Here is a 19,620-nt window from a genome sequence, read left to right on the forward strand (position 1 = left end):
TTATTTACGAATTAATGATTCGCCAGTCATTTCCTCTGGTTTTGCTACATCTAATAGGTCAAGTAATGTCGGGGATAAATCTGCTAAAATTCCTCCATCACGCAAGTTTACATCTTCTTTTGTAACAATGACAGGTACTGGGTTTGTTGTGTGTGCTGTCATTGGATCACCTTCCAGCGTAATAACCTCATCCGAATTTCCATGGTCTGCAGTGATAATCGCATTTCCACCTAATTCAAGGATTTTATCAACGATTTTACCCAAACATTCATCAACGGCTTCAATTGCTTTGACCGTCGGTTCTAGTTTTCCAGAGTGTCCAACCATATCCGGATTGGCAAAGTTTAAAATCATCGCGTTTTGCTCACCAGATTCCAATTCTTCCAATACGGCGTCCGTTACTTTATAGGCACTCATTTCTGGCTGCAAATCGTAAGTAGCCACTTTTGGTGAATCAATCAGCACACGTTTTTCACCCGGAAATTGATTCTCCCGTCCCCCACTCATAAAAAATGTCACATGGGGATATTTTTCTGTTTCTGCAATGCGAAGTTGATTCATATCGTTCTGAGCGAGAACTTCACCCACGGTGTTATCAAGGTTAACCGGTGCATAGGCGACATATCCATCAACCGATTCACTAAAATTCGTCAGCATCACGAAATCTAAATCCTTAGGAACATTTTCTCCACGGTCGAAGTCTTGAAAATCTGCATTCGCAAACGTTCTAGATATTTGGATGGCACGATCAGGACGGAAATTATAGAAAATGATGGAATCCTTATCCCGAACTTTACCGACCGGATCACCGTTGTCATCTGTGATCACGGAAGGAATAACGAATTCATCATGAATCCCATTTTCGTACGAATCATCAATTACTTCATATGGATCCGCGTAGGTTGGCCCCACGCCGTAAACCATAGCGTCATAAGCTTTCTTCACACGTTCCCAGCGCTTATCGCGATCCATCGAATAATAACGGCCGGAAATTGTCGCAAACTGACCAATACCATATTCCTTCATTTTTTCTTCTGTTTGTTCAATGTACATTTTTGCGGTTTGCGGACCAACATCACGGCCGTCTAGGAATGCATGTACATACACTTTTTCCAAGCCTTGGTCTTTTGCTAATTTCAACAGGGCAAACAAATGTCTAATATGGCTGTGGACACCGCCATCTGATAGTAGACCGAATATATGCAACGCCTTATCATTCTCTTTCGCATGCGCCATCGATTTTAAAAATGCTTCGATTTCGAAAAAATCGCCTTCCTTAATCGATAAGTTCACCCGTGTTAGGCTTTGATAAACAATGCGGCCTGCACCGATATTTAAATGCCCCACCTCGGAGTTACCCATTTGTCCGCTTGGAAGTCCAACTGATTCACCACTGGCTGTCAATTGATTATGAGGGAATTTACTCCAATAACGGTCAAAGTTTGGTGTATGTGCTTGTTTAACCGCATTGCCTTCTTCCTCATTGCGGATGCCAAATCCGTCTAAAATAATTAATGCACCTAATTTATTTTCATTCATTTCGTACCTGCCTCCACAAGCTGCAGGTAAGATTCTGCTTCTAAACTGGCTCCGCCAACTAACGCTCCATCAATATCCGATTTTGCGAGTAATTCATCAATGTTTGCCGGTTTCACACTACCGCCATACTGAATCACGACTTGTTCAGCAATTTCTTCAGAAGTAATGTCTCTAATGACATTTCGAATATGGGTGCAAACTTCATTCGCTTGATCACTTGATGCTGTTTTACCTGTGCCGATTGCCCAGATTGGTTCATAAGCAACAATCGTATCAGCCACTTGTTCATTCGATAGTCCATCTAATGCCTTTTTCACTTGGCCTTCCACATGGTTCATCGTTTCATTTGCTTCCCGTTGCCCGAGTGTTTCTCCAACACAGACAATTGGGGTTAATTTATGGTTAAATGCTGCATGTGTTTTCTTGTTGACAGATTCATCCGTTTCAGCAAAATGTTCACGACGCTCTGAATGTCCAAGAACAACATGTGTTACGCCAAGGTCGCTTAACATGACCGGGCTAACTTCACCGGTAAAAGCACCACTATCTTCAAAATACATATTTTGGGCACCAATATGAACGGTCGTGCCTTTTGTTTTTTCTGTAAGTGAAGCTAGAAAAGGAAATGGTGCACATACAATTGTTTCTACATCATCACTTGTAGGTGCCTTTTTTACAACTTCCTCAATGAATTCATTTGCTTCTGCCAACGTTTTATTCATTTTCCAATTTCCTGCAATTACTTTTTTACGCATTTATCTCACCTCTCCATTTTTATTCGTTGCTTATTTATCATTTAAAGCTTCGACACCTGGAAGAACTTTTCCTTCCATAAATTCTAAGGAAGCTCCGCCACCTGTAGAAACGTGATCCATATCTTCAGCAAAACCGAATTTTTCAACCGCAGCAGCAGAATCTCCTCCGCCAATAATCGTATAACCTTCTGTATTGGCCAGACTTTCAGCAACTGATCTCGTTCCCCCGGCAAAAGCATTCATTTCAAAGACGCCCATAGGCCCGTTCCAGATAACAAGCTTGGAATCCGCTACAACCTGACTATATGTCTCGCGCGTTTTAGGACCAATATCCAGAGCTTCCCAGTCAGCAGGAATTTGATCAATGTCAGTAATCTTCGTGTTTGCCGTTTCCGAAAAGTCATCAGCTACGACTACATCGGTAGGTAAAAGGAATTGAACACCTTTTTCTTCTGCTTTTTTCATGAAATCTTTGGCTAAATCAATTTTGTCCTCTTCCAGTAATGATTTTCCGACTTCATGTCCTTGTGCTTTGACGAATGTATAGGCCAGTCCACCACCGATGATTAAGTTGTCCACTTTGTCCAATAAATGATCTATCACATTTATTTTATCTTTAACCTTCGCACCACCGATAATTGCAGTAAATGGACGCTCTGGATTTTCTAATGCTTTCCCTAATACTTCTATTTCTTTTTCCATGAGATACCCTGCAGCTGCAGGTAATTTTTCGGCTACACCGGTTGTTGAAGCATGGGCGCGATGTGCTGCGCCAAACGCATCATTTACATAGATATCAGCCATATCTGCAAAGGCTTGTATTAATTCTGGATCATTTTTTTCCTCGCCAGCTTCAAAGCGTACATTTTCAAGTAATAAAATGTCGCCATCATTTAACCCGGAAATAGCTTCATCAACTTCCGGACCATAAACAGAATCGGTCTTCACAATATCTTTTCCGATAAGGTTACTTAAACTTTTAGCGACGGGATCTAGACGCAATTCATCTGCCGCTTCACCCTTTGGCCGGCCAAGATGACTTGCCAGGATCACTTTTGCGCCCTTTTCAGCTAAATACTCAATCGTAGGACGTGCTGCTCTAATACGTGTTTCATCGGTGACTTCACCGTCTTGCATCGGTACGTTAAAATCAACGCGGCAAAAGACCTTCTTGCCTCCTGCGTCAATGTCTTGAAGTGTTTGCTTATTCATTTGGACAGCCTCCCTATCTTCAATTATGTAATCTGTATTAGGTTTTCCCCTAAACGAGATCTATTAATCATGGTAAAGGTAACGGAGGAGGAATGCTCTCCTCCTCCGTCATTATTCTCTAATCTTATAGTCCTTGTTTTTTAATATATGCAGCCATGTCTACACAGCGTGCTGAGTATGCCATTTCGTTGTCATACCAGGAAACTACTTTAACCATGTTATCTTCAAGAATCATAGTGGACAGGGCATCATACACAGATGAGTTTGTGTTACCAACAATGTCTGTAGAAACGAGTGGATCCTCTGTATATTCTAAGATGCCTTTTAGCTCACCTTCAGCAGCTTCTTCAAATGCTTTGTTTACTTCATCAGCTGAAACATTTTTATCCAATTCTGCAACTAAATCAATTAATGAACCATCTGGGGTTGGTACACGAACTGCCATTCCGTTTAGTTTACCATTTAACTCAGGCAATACTTTCCCAACAACTTTAGCAGCGCCTGTTGAAGTTGGAATGATATTTTGTGCTGCTGCACGTGCCCGGCGATAATCCTTATGCGGTAAGTCAAGAATTTGCTGATCATTGGTATAAGAGTGAACAGTTGTCATTAGACCGCGTTTTAAACCAAATTTCTCATGCAGTACTTTAGCAAGTGGTGCAATGCCATTTGTTGTACATGAAGCATTTGATAATACATGGTGTTTGCTTGGATCGTAATCCTGTTCGTTTACACCCATAACCATGGTTAAATCTTCTTCTTTCGCAGGTGCTGAAATAATTACTTTTTTCGCTCCAGCATCAAGGTGTTTCTTCGCATCGTCACGTTGAGTGAAGCGACCAGTAGATTCGATAACAACTTCTACACCGAGGTCTCCCCATCCTAGATCTGCAGGGTCACGTTCTGATAATACTTTAATTTCATTTCCGCCAATAACAAGGTTAGAGCCATTTACAGTTACCTCTTCTTCTAACCTGCCATGAACAGAGTCATATTTCAATAAATGTGCCAGCATTTCAGCGTCTGTTAAATCATTTACTGCAACAACCTCTACGTCGTCATTTTTTAAAGCTTGACGGAATACGTTACGTCCAATTCTTCCAAAACCGTTAATACCTATTTTTACTGTCATGTATATTCCTCCATATTTTTGAATTAATTATATTTAAAGAGGTGGTGTTCCCCTTAAAATCTCTTCTGCAGCTGCTTCATCTGTAATGAGCAAATCGCTTCTTCCTTGTTGAAAATAGGATGCTATTGCCTGTCCCTTTGATTTGCCACCAGCGATTGTGATCACATAATCGATCGAAGCTAGGTCTTCTAATTGAATACCAACTGTTCTCACCTTATGAACCACATTTCCATTTTTATCAAAATAATAACCAAATGCTTCACTCGAGGCTTTGTTGGATTTTAATTTTGCAGTAACTTCCTCTTTCGTTTTTCTTCGTTCTGCCATTGTCAGTGCATCACCTATTCCATGCATGACAACATCTGCACCTTTTATTTGCTGCAATGTTTCATTAATAGAAGGCTCATTGATGATCGTCTGATAAGCAGATTCACTTAGAGGGTCCGGGACATACAAGAGTCGATAGTCACCATCTGTTTTCCTTGCCATCTCTGCAGCAATGGTGTTGGCTTGATTTTCCACTTTTTCGCCAATCCCACCACGGGCAGGTACAAATAAATAATTATTTTCCTTATTTAATAAGGTCATTACATCTGCTAGTGCAGCCATAGTTGTACCACCTGTCACCGCAATTGTACTGCTTGGCTGAACAATCTTTTTAAGGAAAGCAACACAGGCTTTTCCCATTTCTTGCTTTATCCATTCATAATTATCGCTATTACCAGGGACAATAATAACATGCTCTACATGTAATTTATCCTTAATTTGCGATTCTAAAACACTTAAGCCCATGATTTCACTCATGAATCCAGCTAACTGTTCCAGAATTAACTTACCCTCTTTTGTAATATACATTCCTTTACCTGTTACTTGGATAAGGCCCTGTTCTTGCAGGAAGTCAACCTCTCCACGTACAGCGCGCTCTGTTAAATTTGTATTCTCCGCAAGCCCCCTTCTCCCGATTGGTTGAAAAAGATCTACACTATGCAGAATAGAATACCTTTGTTGCATCATATCTAACAGATCAGGTACTAGCTTTTTCTGCAAATCAATCAAGTCTCTCATGAAAAGACTCCTTTTCATTGGCAGGACATAATCGTCCCGGATGGTTATATTATGTCCCGGTTAGGCTAAAAAAAATACCTTTTTCCTATATTTTTATTATAGCATATTGTGGGAAATAGACAAATATTTTGCTGTTGAATGTTTGGAGCGGGTGTTGGATCTGTAGCTATGACGGTATTATGGTAAATGATTTGGTTTTATGTTTGGGTCTATAAATGCTTGATTAAGGTCCTCTACTCTTTGTGTTGGACTTTCATTTATTTGGTTTTATACCATAATCAATATGTCAGCCATAGATTTTATTGGGGCCCTTTATAAAGAATCGCTATTTTAATGGCCCGTGATTTATTTCTGTTAGCTGTTCATTAATTTCAAATATTTTAGCATTGACACTCTCAATACCGAACTTATTTAATCTTTTTGTATGATTATCAAGATAATTTTCCGCGTCATCCTTTGTCTCGAACACATATATTCCACCCGCTTCTTCCGTTTGTTTATTCTCTGTCCATATCTTCCACCTAAAACCTTTTTCCTCATTAATACCCTTCGCTAAATCGATAAATTCATTGGACATCTCATAGCCAAATGGGCCCGGATGACTAAAATCCATCTGTAATAAATATGCCATTTCCATTCTCCTTTTCATTCACTTTATTAATAATGTAACAAATTTATGTTTGTTTTAAAGTTGAACATCTATTTTTACTTAACAATCGTCAGCAATAGGTAAGCATTTGAAGTCATCTCCAGCTTTTCCCCTGCTCCACACGGAGCGTGCAGGTTTCCCCGCACTCCGCGTTCCATCTAACAAAATATACTGAGTTATAAGTTCCTCGTTACTTATTGTTTGAGATTTTCAAATTGTTTCAAGCTCACATTTCCTACGGAAACGATTGACTTTATTTATCATGTCTCCAGTAAGCTGAAACTCTTTTATAAGTCCATCAATCATCTTTTTATTAGTGGCATGAATTAACTTGTGTATCCCTTTATGCAGGATACGAAGGTTATCAAATTGGTCGTTTCCGCCAAGACTTAAAGGTACATAATGGTGGCAATGAACCTCAGCCGCGGACAATTCCACGCCTGTGATTTCACATTTTCCCATCTTCATACTGTACCTGCTGATTCGGTTATCCATGTATTCAATACTTCGGTTTGGAAGTGTTGATTTCATGAGTAAGCCTATTTCACTTTGGATGTCCGAACGCAACTTTTTGTGTATCATATTCCTTCCTTCTTCCGTGAAGGGCGTCATTTTTGGAGTAAACCCAAAGGTATTCAAAGTTTTTACATCCGCAAGTGGAAATAGATATACACCAGCGATTTGAAATGTTTTAAATCTATTAAGATACATTTTTTTATAAGTTGGTGGCGGATTAGCTGGGTGATCATATTTACCTACTGGTCTAAGCTGATTGTAGATGAACGCACCTAAATCATAGGCAAGACGTGAAAACTCGAGATTAACCTTGGTAGCCCTTTTGAAATATTGATGAATTCCCAAAACAAAACTATTGAAAAGCAACGCATTCATCGCCGAAGGAGAGGTTCTAATTCTTCGAATTAGTTTCTTTGCCTCCTCTTTGATTTTACGTTTTTTACTCGCTTTAATGCCGGTGCGTGCAACACGTTTTTTACCCTTTACGTCAGCCCGGATGGTGAATCCTAGAAATTCGGATTCTCTCTTTCGCAAATTCACTATCTGTGATTTTTCGGGCGAAATGTCCAGTCCCAAGTGGTCCTTGAGATATAGCCTTACGGCATGATACCATTTTTGAGCTGTTTTTCCATCCTTACATAAGATTTTAAAATCATCCGCATAGCGTACGAGATAGCCTTCTTTCAGATTAGTACGCTTTTTGGCTAGTGTTTCACCAGTCCTAGATTGAAAGGATTTGGAAAGAGGGAAGAACTCCCACTGTCCCGCAACCCACTGGTCGAGGTCATTCAACACAATGTTTGCAAGTAAAGTTGATAACAATCCACCCTGTGGAACGCCTTGAGATGGTATCCCTTCACCATCTATTTCAGCTTTGAGCATTTTGGCAATACAAGCTAGTACCTTTCGGTCTTGAATTCCCATATTCCATAGTTGCTTAATAAGTAATGTATGGTTAATATGGTCAAAGAATCCCTTTATATCAATATCCACCACAAAATGAAAATGGGCTTGATTGATTAGAAATTGAATTCTTGCCATGGCGTGATGCGCAGAACGTAATGGTCTAAATCCGTAACTATGATTATAGAACTGGGCTTCCGCAATCGGTTCAAGTACCTGTTTAAAACATTGTTGAATGATTCGATCTAACATACAAGGGATGCCAAGGGGTCTCCACTTTCCATTATCTTTTTCAATCCATTTTCGTCTAACCTTTTTCGGACAATAGTTTTCTAGCTGGTTTTGGATTTCCATCATAAGTTTTTCCTCAGACCATTTTTTCATATCGCTTATCGTTCTTCTATCCGTTCCAGGTGTCTTAGACCCTTTGTTGGACTTGATAGTACGATAAGCAAGCAAGATATTTTCTCTTGATGTGATAACATCATAAAGATGTGAAAAAGCTTGTTGATTCAAACTTTTATCATACAGATCCGTAAACGTTTCCGTCATATCGTAGTAATCCCAATATCGCAAAGCTTGCACTGTGGCATCCCTCCTATTGGAGTGATGTTCCCACGTTCCTACCCGACCGGTGCAATGCACGTGTGGAAAATAACTTTTCATTTCATTAGACTTGGGGCTGTTCCTCCATTCCCATTACAGGAACTTCGTCAGTCATGCCCCTACCCTCGCAAGGATAAATGCTTTTTGGCATAAGCCTTATAGCAACCGTTTCGGATGACAGTCCTTGTTTCAACGTTCCTTGTTTTCCAAGTCCCTTACAACCTAGCTATCCGTACTGAACTTAGGTGTTCCCCTGGAAGCCTGTGAGCTGGATACCGCCTTTGTCCGGTATAGCGTGTTTCATAGGGCGCATTTTTACTGCACACCACTCACCCCATCGCTAGATAGGACATAAGTTTCCCTATGTTCAAACTTTAGACCTGTATATTCGGTTATTCGTCAGTTTCATTTCGCTGAAACCATTCTCACCATATCCAGTTTTTCAGCCGCGCGGCATATCAGTTGGCATACCTTCTCCTACGGAGTGGCTTCAGCCTTCGTTCTGCCGAATCTACCTGTACTTCAAACCCCATGACCTGCCAGTCATGACGCAAGCAGGAGTATTGACGGGATGGTTTCGGGAAACATGGTTCCTTCATTCCCATCCTCCGTTGTAAAGTTTGGATTAACTATAAGTAATCCGCTGCATTTCACGCTTCAAAGCGCTTATAGCATAGCTTGTCGAACGGTGCCCGTTTGCTTAATATAGACATGATAAAATTCTAAATTATACTCAATATAATTAGCTCAATACATCATATTTAACATGTATAACACCTGTTCCTTCGATTACCTCAGTCGATTTCAACACTACAGTTTCCTGACCAATATGATCAAACAAACGCACACCCTTGCCTAGCAATACTGGGGCAATATGTAGCTCTAGCCCATCTAACAAACCCAATTCTATACATTGTTGTGCGACACTTGCGGTGCCGACACTTACATCCTTGGATTCGGCTACTTGCTTCGCTTGTTTAACTGCCTGATCCACACCATCTGTGATAAAAGTAAATGGTGTCGTACCTTTAGGAGGATCCTCAGGGATACGGTGAGTAAGTACAAACACGGGAACTCTTTCTAGTGGATGACTTCCTCCCCAACCGTTCACGATGTCGTAAGTCCTTCTGCCAACAATCATAGCCCCTGTTTTTTCAGCTCCTGAATCGAAAACGTTCTTGTCGATGCTTGAAAGGTTAAAAAAGGAATTGGTCCAGCTAGTTTCCTCTCCAGAAAACATCCAGGCTTGTAGAATGTCGCCTTTCTCCCCTAAAGGTTGTTTTTGATTATCATTACTTCCTGCTATAAATCCATCAAGAGACATCGAGATATTTAAAATAACTTTACTCATTTCATAACCACCTCAGCATCATTTTATCACGAAAATGAACGATGTATTTCTTCTCAATTGCTGTATTATTGTTCTTTGACAAACAGAAAAATTTATACTTGCGTGACAATCTTGGTTGGCAATGTATTACATCTGAGTTTTATGTTACCCCTCTAAACATTTTCCTTTATCACTTTTTCCAATATATCAATATTAATTTGCTCACAATCCAATTCCGTTTCATTTATTTTGACATAGGGAATTAAGAGTTGATACTCTTCCAGCCAATCATCATTTGTATAAATGTCCCGTTCTTCTATCGTAAACGTGTAATCATGCTGAAGCACCGTAAGCAATGCGTTTGCTTCATCACATAGCGAGCAATTATCTTTCATATAGTAAATAACATTTAACATCAAAGGCACCTCCATTATTTCCGTTTTGTGGACGATGGTAGGTTTAATTGTTCGCGATATTTCATAATGGTTCTGCGCGCAACCTTAATACCAAACTCATCATCTAATTTCCTTTTAATTTGTTCATCTGACAGGGGCTTTGCTTTATTTTCATATTGAATAAATTCATGTATTAACTGCTTGATGACAAAAGAAGCAGTTTGCTTTCCATTTGTTTGTTTAACCCCTGGCTGAAGGAAGAATTTAATCGGTGTAACGCCATGATTTGTTTGCACATATTTGTTATTAATCGTTCGGCTCACGGTTGATACATGTATGTCTAAGTCACTCGCAATTTCCCTTAATGTCAGTGGTTGCAGCATAAATGCGCCATGCTCAAAATACATATATTGCTTTTCTACTATATTTTTAACAACAAGCTCTAATGTATTGGATCGATATTTAATCGCCTGCTGCAGGAAGTCAACTTGTTTATATTTTTCTTTCAGGTACATGGCTGCTTCCTTTTCTATATCCTTTAAATTCACGTAGGCTTGATTAACTTCAATTGTTGGTGAATTCCATTTATAAAAAGATACTTTCCACGTTCCATCTTCCTTATAAATAGACGCTTCAGGAATAATATATTCAGGTTTTTCCGTTTCTAACAGTTTTCCGGGCTTCGGATGACATGACTGAATATGTTTAATGATCTTCGTTGCCACTTCTTCAGTTGTTTGATAATGTGCTGCGATTGATCCTATATTTTCCTCAGCAATCCAATCCAGATGCTCTTTTAGTAAGTCTTCTATAAATGACTGGTTCATATCCATTTGTTTTAATTGTAATAATATGCATTCACTAAGCGTCCTGGCACCGATGCCAACAGGATCTAGTTTTTGAATCTTTCCTAGAGCATGTTCCACCATTTCCGCTGTCGTATTACACTGGTCCGCCCACAGATCAAGATCGATCATTAAATAACCATCATCATCCAGGGAGTCAATTCCAAATAAAACAATCGGCTTAAGTTCCTCGGACATATCCAATGTATACAGCTGATTTTTCAGGTGATCATACATGGTCAGCTCAGCTTGATTAATTTCGCCTATTGCAGCAGGATTGGAGTTATGCGTTCTATATTGCGCAATATCATAATCATAATTGACCTCTTCAATCAGTGGATTTTCCTTGGACACCTCTTTAATATAATCGATCAATTCAACACTATCAAACTGAAGAATATGAATCGCCTGCAAAAGCGATTGATTCATCTTCCATTGTAATGTCTGCTCCTGGACAAGCCTCGGCCTCATTTTTAACACCCCTGATAAAGCGTCCTCATCCCTATTATGCCACACATCAGCCACCCTGTCACTGGTATAAAGGGTACGCTGTACTGGCACCACCCGAATTTTGTCGAATTTTATTTTGGTATAAAAAATGGAGAGCGCGTTTTTTCGGTCTCCATCTAAATGTTAATCTTCAAGTTCAAGTTTCAAAGCATCCACGTATTGTTTTCCTTCGACCAGTGACAGTCCTAAGGCTTCTCTTGCCTGTTTGACAGCTCTTACGCTCTCTCCTTCTTTGATAAGTTCGCGTAATTCATCGTTTATTGGGGGTTCAGGTACATCCACTTGTTTCGCCACCTGATCCAGTCTATATTGCATCCCTTTGATACGGCCTTCTAGCTTATCTACTCTCGAAATGAAATTAATAATAGTAAATAGTAATATTGCAATAAATGTAAATTCCACTTTAAATCACTCCCTAACCTTACGAATTTCAAAGTAACCCAATTAGTAACTAAAAAATATCGCAAATTCAGCAGTATTTCAAGATAAAAATAAATTTAATAATAATAATTTTAAATCGTGCCCCCTGTACGAATTTCATTTCGATAATAATAGTGATAGCATATACTTAAATTCTACTCGTGTTTTTACAACAAAGGAGCGTCAAACAATTGATTGAAGTATATACAGACGGAGCTTCGCGTGGCAATCCTGGTTTAAGCGGAGCAGGGGTTTTTATAAGAGCTAACAAAACCAATTATGAATATGCCTTCCCACTAGGAAATTTATCAAATCATGAAGCGGAATTCCATGCTGTTATCAAAGCACTTGAAATTTGCAAGGAAGCATTCCCTGGCGAAATATTATCCTTTCGTTCCGATTCCAGGGCGGTTGTCGATACCATTGAAAAAGATTTCACCAGAAACAATACGTTCCTTCCCTTGCTAGAAAAAATCAGGAAAGAGGCAAATGCATTTCCCTATTTCTTTATCAAATGGATTCCGGAAAAACAAAATAAACATGCAGATAAACTAGCTAGAGCGGCTATTGATATGAGTGTATAAAATATTCTTGACAAAAGAGGAATTTCATAAAGAATGTAGAATAAGTTAATAATAAACTATCATTCTGGGGAGTGAATTAATTGCCATACGTAAAACTTGATTCAGGCACTAAACTTTATTATGAAGATCAGGGTACTGGACAAGCCGTTATTTTTCTACATGGTGTGATGATGAGCAGTACGTTTTTTCATAAACAAGTACCTTATTTCAGTGAAAAATACCGCATGATTACATTAGATTTTCGTGGACATGGCCAGTCTTCGAAGGTGGAATATGGCCACACGGTCGCTCAATATGCCAGAGACCTTAAACTATTTATTGAAAAACTAGACTTACGGGATGTAATTATAGTTGGCTGGTCAATGGGGGCGTTTGTTGCCTGGGATTATGTAGATAAATTTGGAACGGAAAATATAAAAGCACTCACTGTGGTAGACCAATCCGCTTCCGATTTTATATGGCCGGATCCTGGTTGGGAATTTGGTGCCTTTGATCTCGGCGCGATAAAAGATCTAATGCAAGCGATCCAGGAAGACCAAAATGGTTTTAACAGTAATTTTATCCATGGAATGTATAAGGAACAGCCTGATCCAACTGAATTTGAATGGATATTACAGGAAATGAATAAACTGCCGTCATCCATAGAAAGTACAATTGTTTGCAACCAGGCCCTTGTTGATTATCGAGAAACACTATCAAAAGTAAATGTCCCGACATTAATTTGCTTTGGTAGCACAGGATTCTTTCCCGTTGCAGCCGGCGAGTACATCCAAGACCGGATACCCGGTTCAAAATTAGTAGCTTTTGAGAATAGCAGTCACCTCTTATTTTTAGAGGAAACAGATAAATTCAATCAAGAAGTTGATGCGTTTATCAGTAGCCTGTAAAATTAAAGGCTCATCCAACGATGAGCCTCTCACTCTATTCTTTCATTTCCTTAACCGTATTCTCCATCTGTCCAATAGCTTCAATTTCCGTTATAACGACATCACCATCTTGTAAAAATTGTGGTGGATCCATAGCGAATCCCACGCCATCCGGTGTTCCTGTTAAAATGATATCTCCTGGTTTCAGGGTGATTAGTTTCGAAATAAATTCGATTAGATAAGGAACATCGAAAATTAAATGACTTGTATTGGAGGATTGACGCTCCTCCCCATTCACATACGAGCGAACAGCTAAGCTGGAAGGGTCTGGAATCTCATCATCGGTAACCACCCATGGCCCAATCGGTGTGCTACGATCCAGCGTTTTTCCTTGTAGCCACTGGGGAGTTCTTTTCTGCAAGTCTCGGGCAGAAATATCATTTCCAATCGTATAACCGGCAACGTAATCCAACGCCTGTTCCTTGCTGACATGTGTTGCTTCTTTTCCAATCACTACAGCTAACTCAACTTCATAATCCAGTTTATTTGTAGCAGCAGATTTTTCAATGACGTCTTCCGGGCCAATTAGCGCATTGTCAAATTTGGCAAAGAGCACAGGGAATTCCGGTAAATCCCCTTTCATTTCAGCAACATGATCTACGTAGTTTTTCCCAACGCATATGATCTTTGACGGGCTTGAAATAGGATTTGACAGGTATAGATCTTCTTGATGAAAAAAATTGAAAGGACTATCGCTAACCATTACATAGTTATAAGCTTCCGTTGCCCTCTCAATAGCCCTTTTCCCAATAGAGAAAAATTCATTTGGATCTGCCGGGAGAATCGTATCAATTAAGTTCGCTAAATCCTTTTCTTGTTTATAAATCAGCAGTTGGCGATAAGCTTCCTGTATATCATACACTTTTTCGTTTACGATCCAGCCCACTCTAAGATGTCCTGGATCTTGCTTCAATTTATAGCTTACTAGTTTCATAATTACGCCCCCTTTTATTAATTGGTGTTAAGGGAATTTTACCAAAGATACAGTTAAAAATATAGAATTATGGCAAATTTAGTTTGAAAACTCTTGAAAAAGAATCCTTTCGTTAATGGTTTAGATACGTTCCGACGCGGGTAAAAATAGTAGTAGAAAAGCGAAGGTGGTGTGTTGCATGACAAAACGGATTATTGGTTCATACGGTTCTGAGGAAGAAGCTGTTAATGCAGTAAATAATTTAGAAATACAAGGATATAAGCCTAACGATATATCTATTATCACAAATAAGGATAAAACGACCAAGATAAAAAAAGATACGGATGCAAACATAAAAAGTGGCAAACCGGGACCTAAAAATAATGAGTCCTTTATAGATAAGGTAAAACGCGTATTCACCGATGATATCACTGATCCATATGAACAATTGCTCGAATTAGGCGTAGCAAAAGAAGATGCTAAAACACATCAAGGGGAATTAAAATCAGAGAAGTTCCTAGTTGTAGTTGAAAACAAATGAGGCGAACAGTTCTAGACTGTTCGTCTTTTATCCCCCCTCACTTGGCGAAACATATTATTTTTATGTAAAATCACCCACCCCATAAAATTCACATCCCGTTCACCAAACAACTAAATTCACATGTTATACTATAGCTAGATCTAATAAACGCTTATAAAATGGGGGAATAGATTTGATACATAAACTTGAAAAATTCTGGTTGCTGACCTTGATAGTAGCGTTCACCTTCCTTTCTGCATGTGGGGATGATGGTAGTACGGAAGAATCAGGTGAAGGAAATTCTGAAGACGAACTGCACGCACTCGAGGTGGAGTTTGAAGTTCCTGAAACTGCTGATGTAGATGAGACAATAGAAATGAAAGCAAACGTCACATATGGCAAAGATGATGTGGCAGATGCTGATGAGGTCGTATTTGAATACTGGGAAACGGGAAATGAAGATAACAGCACGATGTTAGAAGCTGAAAATAACGGGGATGGAAGCTATACAGCAGAAACGGCCTTTGAAGAGGATGGCGTTTATGAAATGTATGCACATGTAACCGCAAGAACGCAGCATACCATGCCAAAGAAATCCGTTACAGTTGGTGAAGGCGCAAATGCTGACCAGGAAGCTGAAAATGAAGATACAGAAGATGGGCAAGCACAAGAAGAAGGGTTTGCAATGGATTTTTCCGAAATTGACGAAGCAAATGTTCAGGACCAGACAGAACTAATGGTTCAGTTAAATATGGATGGGGAGAATTTTGAAGGCGCCAATGTTCGTTATGAAATTTGGAATTATGACGTATCTGACCAGCATGAATGGATAGACGCTGAAGAATCCGCTTCTGGTGAATATACAGCTATCCACGATTTCCCAGAGACTGGAACATACAATATACAAATTCATGTTGAAAATGATGACGGGTTACACGAACATGAAGAGCATGAAGTAGTTGTAAACGAATAGCTTCATATAAGAGGAGGATTCTCATTAACAATTGAGAATCCTCCTTTACTATAAGCAACCCTATACTTCAATTCTTCATCTTCGGGTCAAGTGCATCCCTCAAACCATCACCTATCAAGTTAAATCCCAGCACCACCAGCATTATAGCCACACCTGGTACGATTAATGTCCATGGAGCCAGCTGGATAAAGTCACGGGAGTCTGCAAGCATTTTCCCCCATTCTGGTGTAGGTGGTTGTGCCCCGAGGCCCAGGAATCCTAGCGCTGCAGCATCCAGGATTGCTGTACCAAACCCGAGTGTCGATTGAACTATAATAGGCGCTGCACTATTTGGTAATATATGATGAAATATAATCCGTCCATTCTTCATTCCTTGTGCTTTTGCTGCCATGATGTATTCTTCCTCACGAAGACTGATTACTTTCGAACGGACAAGTCGCCCGAATATAGGAATATTAATAATCGCTATCGCTATTAACGCATTTTGCAAGGAAGCGCCTAAAATTGCTACAATCGCAATCGCGAGTAGAATACTAGGAAATGCAAGTAGTATATCGAATATCCGCGATATTAGCATATCGATCCAGCGGCCGAAGTATCCGGCTATAATTCCCAGTAATGTACCGAACACAAGCGCTCCTGTTACCGCGAAAAAACCAACTTGAAGCGAAACTCTTGCCCCATAGGCGATTCTAGTAAAAATATCTCTTCCAAGATCGTCTGTCCCCAACCAATGCTCTGCAGATGGCGGCTGCAATCGGTTGACAAGATTCTGTTCTGCAACTCCATGAGAGGTAAGAAGTGGTGCAAACAAACCAAGTAATATAAAAAATACAATAATTATTAATCCCGCAAACGCAAAACGATTTTTCCTTAAGTGTTTCAATGTATCTTTCCAGGGAGAAATCGCCTCAATTTCCTCTGTATCAAATTGCTGACCACTTTTTGCGGGGTTTGCTAACTGCTGTTCTGCTTGTTTTTCTTTCGTTTCCATCCCAACATCCCCCTAATAGTTAATCCTTGGATCAATAAGTTTATAAAGTAAATCAACAATTAAATTAATGATGACAAAGATAAATGCAATGACGAGAATACCTGATTGAATGACCGGATAGTCACGGTAATTGATTGCTTCATACACATACCTTCCAATACCAGGCCAGCTAAAAATCGTTTCCGTTAAAATAGCTCCCCCCAAAAGGACACCCGTTTGCAGACCAATTACCGTTAACACAGGAATAATGGCATTTTTCAACGCATGTTTATAAATAACCAAAAATTGTCCTGACCCTTTAGCCCTCACTGTTCTAATGTAATCCGAATTCATCACTTCAAGCATGCTTGAACGTGTCATTCTGGCTATAATTGCCATCGGAATCGTACCTAAAGCAATACTAGGTAATACTAAGTGTTTTAAAATCGTCAGTGTTCGCCCGAAGTCCAGATGAATTAATGAATCTAACACATAAAAATTCGTAATGGTCGCCATCGGGTCTCTGCTGTCTTCCCTGCCATATGCCGGAAGCCAGCCAAGCTCCTGGGCAAAAACCCACTGCTCCATTAATGCCAGCCAAAAAATCGGCATCGAGACACCAACTAATGCGAATAGCATCGCCAGAAAATCAAACCAGGAATTCTGTTTCCATGCACTTATAATTCCGGCATTTACACCGATAACGATAGCAAATATCATGGCAAATACGGTTAATTCAAAGGTAGCGGCTATGTACGGCCATATTTCTTTTGATATCTCTGCTTTTGACCTTAATGAAGTGCCTAAGTCACCTTGAAGTAAATCCGTTACATAAATACCATATTGAACAGGATAGGCCTCGTTTAAGCCCATGCTTTCTTCCAAGTCTTCAATGGCAGCCGCAGTTGCCGTCTCCCCTAATATAACTTGTGCAGGGTTACCGGGTATAAGATGTACGATAGAAAATGTGATTAACGTCATTCCGATTAATACAGGAATGAGCATAAGTAAGCGGCGCATAATATAGGCAAACATCATTTCACCCCAATTCTATGTATCTAGCATTTATTCATGGAACACGCTATTAAAAAGAACAGGGTAGCAGCAGAAAACTACTACCCTTGTCAATTTCTAATTCGCTAGCTCAACTTCTGCCAACGATTCACTTGTTGATGGATGTGGTACATAATTTAATACGTCACTGGTTGTTGCTAATACAGGAGTTGAATGTACTAATGTTGCCGTCGGTGAATCTTCTGAAATCAACGCTTGAGCCTCTTGATAAAATGCCGCGCGCTCATCTTGATCAACAGATCTTTTTGCCTGATCTAATAGCTCATCCACTTCATCATTTTGATAGAATGTACGGTTACTACTCCCAACATTCGATCCATGTAGTAAGCTGCTTAAGAAATAATCCGGATCTCCATTTGTTCCTGACCAGCCAAGCATAAACATTTCCTGCTCACCTTGGAGAGTCTTCTCTAAATAGGGAGCCCATTCTTCACGTACGATCTCAACTTCTATTCCAACTTCCGCTAAATTATTTTGCACAATTTCAGAAACTGTCTCCGGATCCGGCATGTATGGTCTTGCCACAGGCATCGTCCAAAGTTCAATTTCCATTCCGTCCTCATAACCTGCTTCTGCCAGTAATTCCTGTGCTCTCTCCGGATCATATTCATAGGCTTCCACTTCATCATTGTAGCCCATATAGCTAGGAGGGAGCATATTTTTGGCGGTATTCGCATAACCTGCATATAATGCGTCAGCAATCGACTGTTTATCAATTGCATAATTAATCGCCTGTCGTACTTCCACTTGATCTAATGGTTCTTTTTGTGTGTTAAATCCGACATAACCAACGTTATTCTCTGCCCTTGTATACAGTTCTAATCCTTCTTCCGATTCAATCCCAGCGGCGTCATCCGGATTTAGTCCATCCATAATATCAATCTCGCCAGAACGAAGTGCAATTAAACGAGCAGCATTATCCGGGATGACTTCAAAAACTACTTCATCCAGTTTCGGGAGGCCATCTACACGGTAATCTTCAAATTTTTCCAGAATAATGGAATCATCCTTGCTCCAGCTGACAAATTGAAACGGACCAGTTCCTACCGGGTTTTCGTTAATCTCAGGGCCGTATTCTTCAAAAGCTGCTGGTGACGTTATTCCGAAATAACTCATCGCCATGTTTTGCAGGAAAAATCCTAATGGCTGTGATAAAACGAATTCAATTTCATGATCACCTACGACATTAATTTCTTCGATAACATGACCATCGTCCCCTTGGAAACCACCAAACATGGTCCCATACATGGAATACACATAATTATCATCTGCAAAGCTATACTCATGCTCCGGATCTGCCCAGCGCTCGAAGTTTGTTTTTACCGCTTCTGCGTTAAAATCCGTTCCGTCATGGAATGTGACGCCCTTCTCCAAATAGAAGGTATAGTTTAACCCGTCATCTGAAACTTCCCAGTCATGTGCTAACCCTGGCTCAAGTTCAAATGAGTCTTCTTCAAAAGTCAATAAGGTTTCCAAAATCTGTCTGGTCACACGGGAGGATTCACCATCTGTTGTACTTGATGGATCCAAACTTTCAGAATCGCCTCCCCGTGCAAATACAAGAACCTGTTCCCCTTCTGCTCCACCGTCAGCTTCCGTCTCACTATCTTCCCCAGCGCTGTCTTCACTTCCCTCAGTAGCATCTGCTTCCTCTTCTTCCTCCGTGGAAGCAGAATCTGCTCCTCCATCGCCACTACATGCTGCGAGCACTAAAACAAATGCAAGCATCAGAGCAACTAAAAAAGAAAACTTTACCTTCATACTTTTTCCCCCTTATTTT

General features: G+C 40.0%; 20 protein-coding genes. 4 read left to right on the forward strand and 16 right to left on the reverse strand.

Translation table 11 applies throughout. The features are described from left to right. The 12 genes from gpmI to KFZ58_RS12825 form a co-directional block, all read right to left on the reverse strand. Entirely contained in the window at window positions 1-1,539 is a 1,539-nt protein-coding gene (gpmI, locus tag KFZ58_RS12770; protein WP_235791684.1) for a 2,3-bisphosphoglycerate-independent phosphoglycerate mutase, read from the reverse strand. Next, complete coding sequence (tpiA, locus tag KFZ58_RS12775) at window positions 1,536-2,294, reverse strand: triose-phosphate isomerase (protein ID WP_235791685.1); 759 nt, start codon at window positions 2,292-2,294, stop codon at window positions 1,536-1,538. Before tpiA ends, gpmI begins: the two co-directional genes overlap by 4 nt. A gap of 30 nt (window positions 2,295-2,324) precedes the next feature. Continuing rightward, window positions 2,325-3,506, reverse strand: a complete 1,182-nt coding sequence (locus KFZ58_RS12780) for a phosphoglycerate kinase (protein WP_235791686.1) — start codon at window positions 3,504-3,506, stop codon at window positions 2,325-2,327. Between the two features lie 124 nt (window positions 3,507-3,630). Continuing rightward, window positions 3,631-4,638, reverse strand: a complete 1,008-nt coding sequence (gene gap / locus KFZ58_RS12785; RefSeq protein WP_235791687.1) for a type I glyceraldehyde-3-phosphate dehydrogenase — start codon at window positions 4,636-4,638, stop codon at window positions 3,631-3,633. A gap of 33 nt (window positions 4,639-4,671) precedes the next feature. Further along, the gene (locus KFZ58_RS12790; RefSeq protein ID WP_235791688.1) at window positions 4,672-5,703 is read right to left on the reverse strand and encodes a sugar-binding transcriptional regulator; all 1,032 of its coding nucleotides are present in this window, start codon (window positions 5,701-5,703) and stop codon (window positions 4,672-4,674) included. A gap of 325 nt (window positions 5,704-6,028) precedes the next feature. After that, window positions 6,029-6,334 carry a monooxygenase gene (locus KFZ58_RS12795; protein WP_235791689.1) on the reverse strand — a complete coding sequence of 102 codons (306 nt, stop codon included), beginning with the start codon at window positions 6,332-6,334 and terminating at the stop codon, window positions 6,029-6,031. A gap of 228 nt (window positions 6,335-6,562) precedes the next feature. Further along, window positions 6,563-8,356, reverse strand: coding sequence for a group II intron reverse transcriptase/maturase (gene ltrA, locus KFZ58_RS12800; protein ID WP_235791690.1), 1,794 nt, complete (start codon window positions 8,354-8,356; stop codon window positions 6,563-6,565). 479 nt (window positions 8,357-8,835) lie between these two features. Next, window positions 8,836-8,976, reverse strand: a complete 141-nt coding sequence (locus tag KFZ58_RS12805) for a hypothetical protein (protein WP_235791691.1) — start codon at window positions 8,974-8,976, stop codon at window positions 8,836-8,838. A 143-nt stretch (window positions 8,977-9,119) separates the two neighbouring features. Next, window positions 9,120-9,728, reverse strand: coding sequence for a dihydrofolate reductase family protein (locus tag KFZ58_RS12810; protein WP_235791692.1), 609 nt, complete (start codon window positions 9,726-9,728; stop codon window positions 9,120-9,122). A gap of 152 nt (window positions 9,729-9,880) precedes the next feature. Beyond that, window positions 9,881-10,123 carry a glutaredoxin family protein gene (locus KFZ58_RS12815; RefSeq protein WP_235791693.1) on the reverse strand — a complete coding sequence of 81 codons (243 nt, stop codon included), beginning with the start codon at window positions 10,121-10,123 and terminating at the stop codon, window positions 9,881-9,883. A 14-nt stretch (window positions 10,124-10,137) separates the two neighbouring features. Then, entirely contained in the window at window positions 10,138-11,418 is a 1,281-nt protein-coding gene (gene rpoN / locus KFZ58_RS12820) for an RNA polymerase factor sigma-54 (protein WP_235791694.1), read from the reverse strand. A gap of 162 nt (window positions 11,419-11,580) precedes the next feature. Continuing rightward, window positions 11,581-11,859, reverse strand: coding sequence for a hypothetical protein (locus KFZ58_RS12825; protein ID WP_235791695.1), 279 nt, complete (start codon window positions 11,857-11,859; stop codon window positions 11,581-11,583). 209 nt (window positions 11,860-12,068) lie between these two features. On the opposite strand from KFZ58_RS12825, the gene KFZ58_RS12830 reads away from it, so the two are divergent. Beyond that, the gene (locus KFZ58_RS12830; RefSeq protein ID WP_235791696.1) at window positions 12,069-12,461 is read left to right on the forward strand and encodes a reverse transcriptase-like protein; all 393 of its coding nucleotides are present in this window, start codon (window positions 12,069-12,071) and stop codon (window positions 12,459-12,461) included. An 80-nt stretch (window positions 12,462-12,541) separates the two neighbouring features. Further along, complete coding sequence (locus tag KFZ58_RS12835; RefSeq protein ID WP_235791697.1) at window positions 12,542-13,348, forward strand: alpha/beta fold hydrolase; 807 nt, start codon at window positions 12,542-12,544, stop codon at window positions 13,346-13,348. A 34-nt stretch (window positions 13,349-13,382) separates the two neighbouring features. On the opposite strand, the gene KFZ58_RS12840 is transcribed toward KFZ58_RS12835, so the two are convergent. Then, window positions 13,383-14,321, reverse strand: coding sequence for a fumarylacetoacetate hydrolase family protein (locus KFZ58_RS12840; protein ID WP_235791698.1), 939 nt, complete (start codon window positions 14,319-14,321; stop codon window positions 13,383-13,385). Between the two features lie 178 nt (window positions 14,322-14,499). Here KFZ58_RS12840 and KFZ58_RS12845 point away from each other — a divergent pair, with 178 nt between their 5' ends. Both KFZ58_RS12845 and KFZ58_RS12850 read left to right on the forward strand, forming a co-directional pair. Further along, complete coding sequence (locus tag KFZ58_RS12845) at window positions 14,500-14,841, forward strand: general stress protein (protein ID WP_235791699.1); 342 nt, start codon at window positions 14,500-14,502, stop codon at window positions 14,839-14,841. A gap of 172 nt (window positions 14,842-15,013) precedes the next feature. After that, entirely contained in the window at window positions 15,014-15,793 is a 780-nt protein-coding gene (locus tag KFZ58_RS12850; protein ID WP_235791700.1) for a FixH family protein, read from the forward strand. A 67-nt stretch (window positions 15,794-15,860) separates the two neighbouring features. On the opposite strand, the gene nikC is transcribed toward KFZ58_RS12850, so the two are convergent. The 3 genes from nikC to KFZ58_RS12865 all read right to left on the reverse strand — a co-directional run bounded on the left by nikC (window position 15,861) and on the right by KFZ58_RS12865 (window position 19,601). Further along, on the reverse strand, window positions 15,861-16,787 hold the full coding sequence (gene nikC, locus KFZ58_RS12855) for a nickel transporter permease (protein WP_235791701.1): 927 nt from the start codon (window positions 16,785-16,787) through the stop codon (window positions 15,861-15,863). A 12-nt stretch (window positions 16,788-16,799) separates the two neighbouring features. Next, window positions 16,800-17,801 (reverse strand): ABC transporter permease, encoded by a 1,002-nt coding sequence (locus KFZ58_RS12860; RefSeq protein WP_235791702.1) that lies wholly within the window; start codon window positions 17,799-17,801, stop codon window positions 16,800-16,802. A gap of 96 nt (window positions 17,802-17,897) precedes the next feature. Next, the gene (locus KFZ58_RS12865) at window positions 17,898-19,601 is read right to left on the reverse strand and encodes an ABC transporter substrate-binding protein (protein WP_235791703.1); all 1,704 of its coding nucleotides are present in this window, start codon (window positions 19,599-19,601) and stop codon (window positions 17,898-17,900) included. Window positions 19,602-19,620 lie beyond the last annotated feature (19 nt).

The organism is Virgibacillus sp. NKC19-16 (genome assembly GCF_021560035.1).
Lineage (GTDB): Bacteria > Bacillota > Bacilli > Bacillales > Amphibacillaceae > Virgibacillus_L > Virgibacillus_L salidurans.

Coding starts and splice junctions, on each gene's coding strand:
- KFZ58_RS12805 (WP_235791691.1), bottom strand. CDS start 8,976: ATGAAGGAACCATGTTTCCCGAAACCATCCCGTCAATACTCCTGCTTG.
- KFZ58_RS12860 (WP_235791702.1), bottom strand. CDS start 17,801: ATGTTTGCCTATATTATGCGCCGCTTACTTATGCTCATTCCTGTATTA.
- KFZ58_RS12865 (WP_235791703.1), bottom strand. CDS start 19,601: ATGAAGGTAAAGTTTTCTTTTTTAGTTGCTCTGATGCTTGCATTTGTT.
- KFZ58_RS12840 (WP_235791698.1), bottom strand. CDS start 14,321: ATGAAACTAGTAAGCTATAAATTGAAGCAAGATCCAGGACATCTTAGA.
- tpiA (WP_235791685.1), bottom strand. CDS start 2,294: ATGCGTAAAAAAGTAATTGCAGGAAATTGGAAAATGAATAAAACGTTG.
- gap (WP_235791687.1), bottom strand. CDS start 4,638: ATGACAGTAAAAATAGGTATTAACGGTTTTGGAAGAATTGGACGTAAC.
- KFZ58_RS12845 (WP_235791699.1), top strand. CDS start 14,500: ATGACAAAACGGATTATTGGTTCATACGGTTCTGAGGAAGAAGCTGTT.
- KFZ58_RS12790 (WP_235791688.1), bottom strand. CDS start 5,703: ATGAGAGACTTGATTGATTTGCAGAAAAAGCTAGTACCTGATCTGTTA.
- KFZ58_RS12795 (WP_235791689.1), bottom strand. CDS start 6,334: ATGGCATATTTATTACAGATGGATTTTAGTCATCCGGGCCCATTTGGC.
- rpoN (WP_235791694.1), bottom strand. CDS start 11,418: ATGAGGCCGAGGCTTGTCCAGGAGCAGACATTACAATGGAAGATGAAT.
- KFZ58_RS12780 (WP_235791686.1), bottom strand. CDS start 3,506: ATGAATAAGCAAACACTTCAAGACATTGACGCAGGAGGCAAGAAGGTC.
- nikC (WP_235791701.1), bottom strand. CDS start 16,787: ATGGAAACGAAAGAAAAACAAGCAGAACAGCAGTTAGCAAACCCCGCA.
- gpmI (WP_235791684.1), bottom strand. CDS start 1,539: ATGAATGAAAATAAATTAGGTGCATTAATTATTTTAGACGGATTTGGC.
- KFZ58_RS12810 (WP_235791692.1), bottom strand. CDS start 9,728: ATGAGTAAAGTTATTTTAAATATCTCGATGTCTCTTGATGGATTTATA.
- KFZ58_RS12815 (WP_235791693.1), bottom strand. CDS start 10,123: ATGTTAAATGTTATTTACTATATGAAAGATAATTGCTCGCTATGTGAT.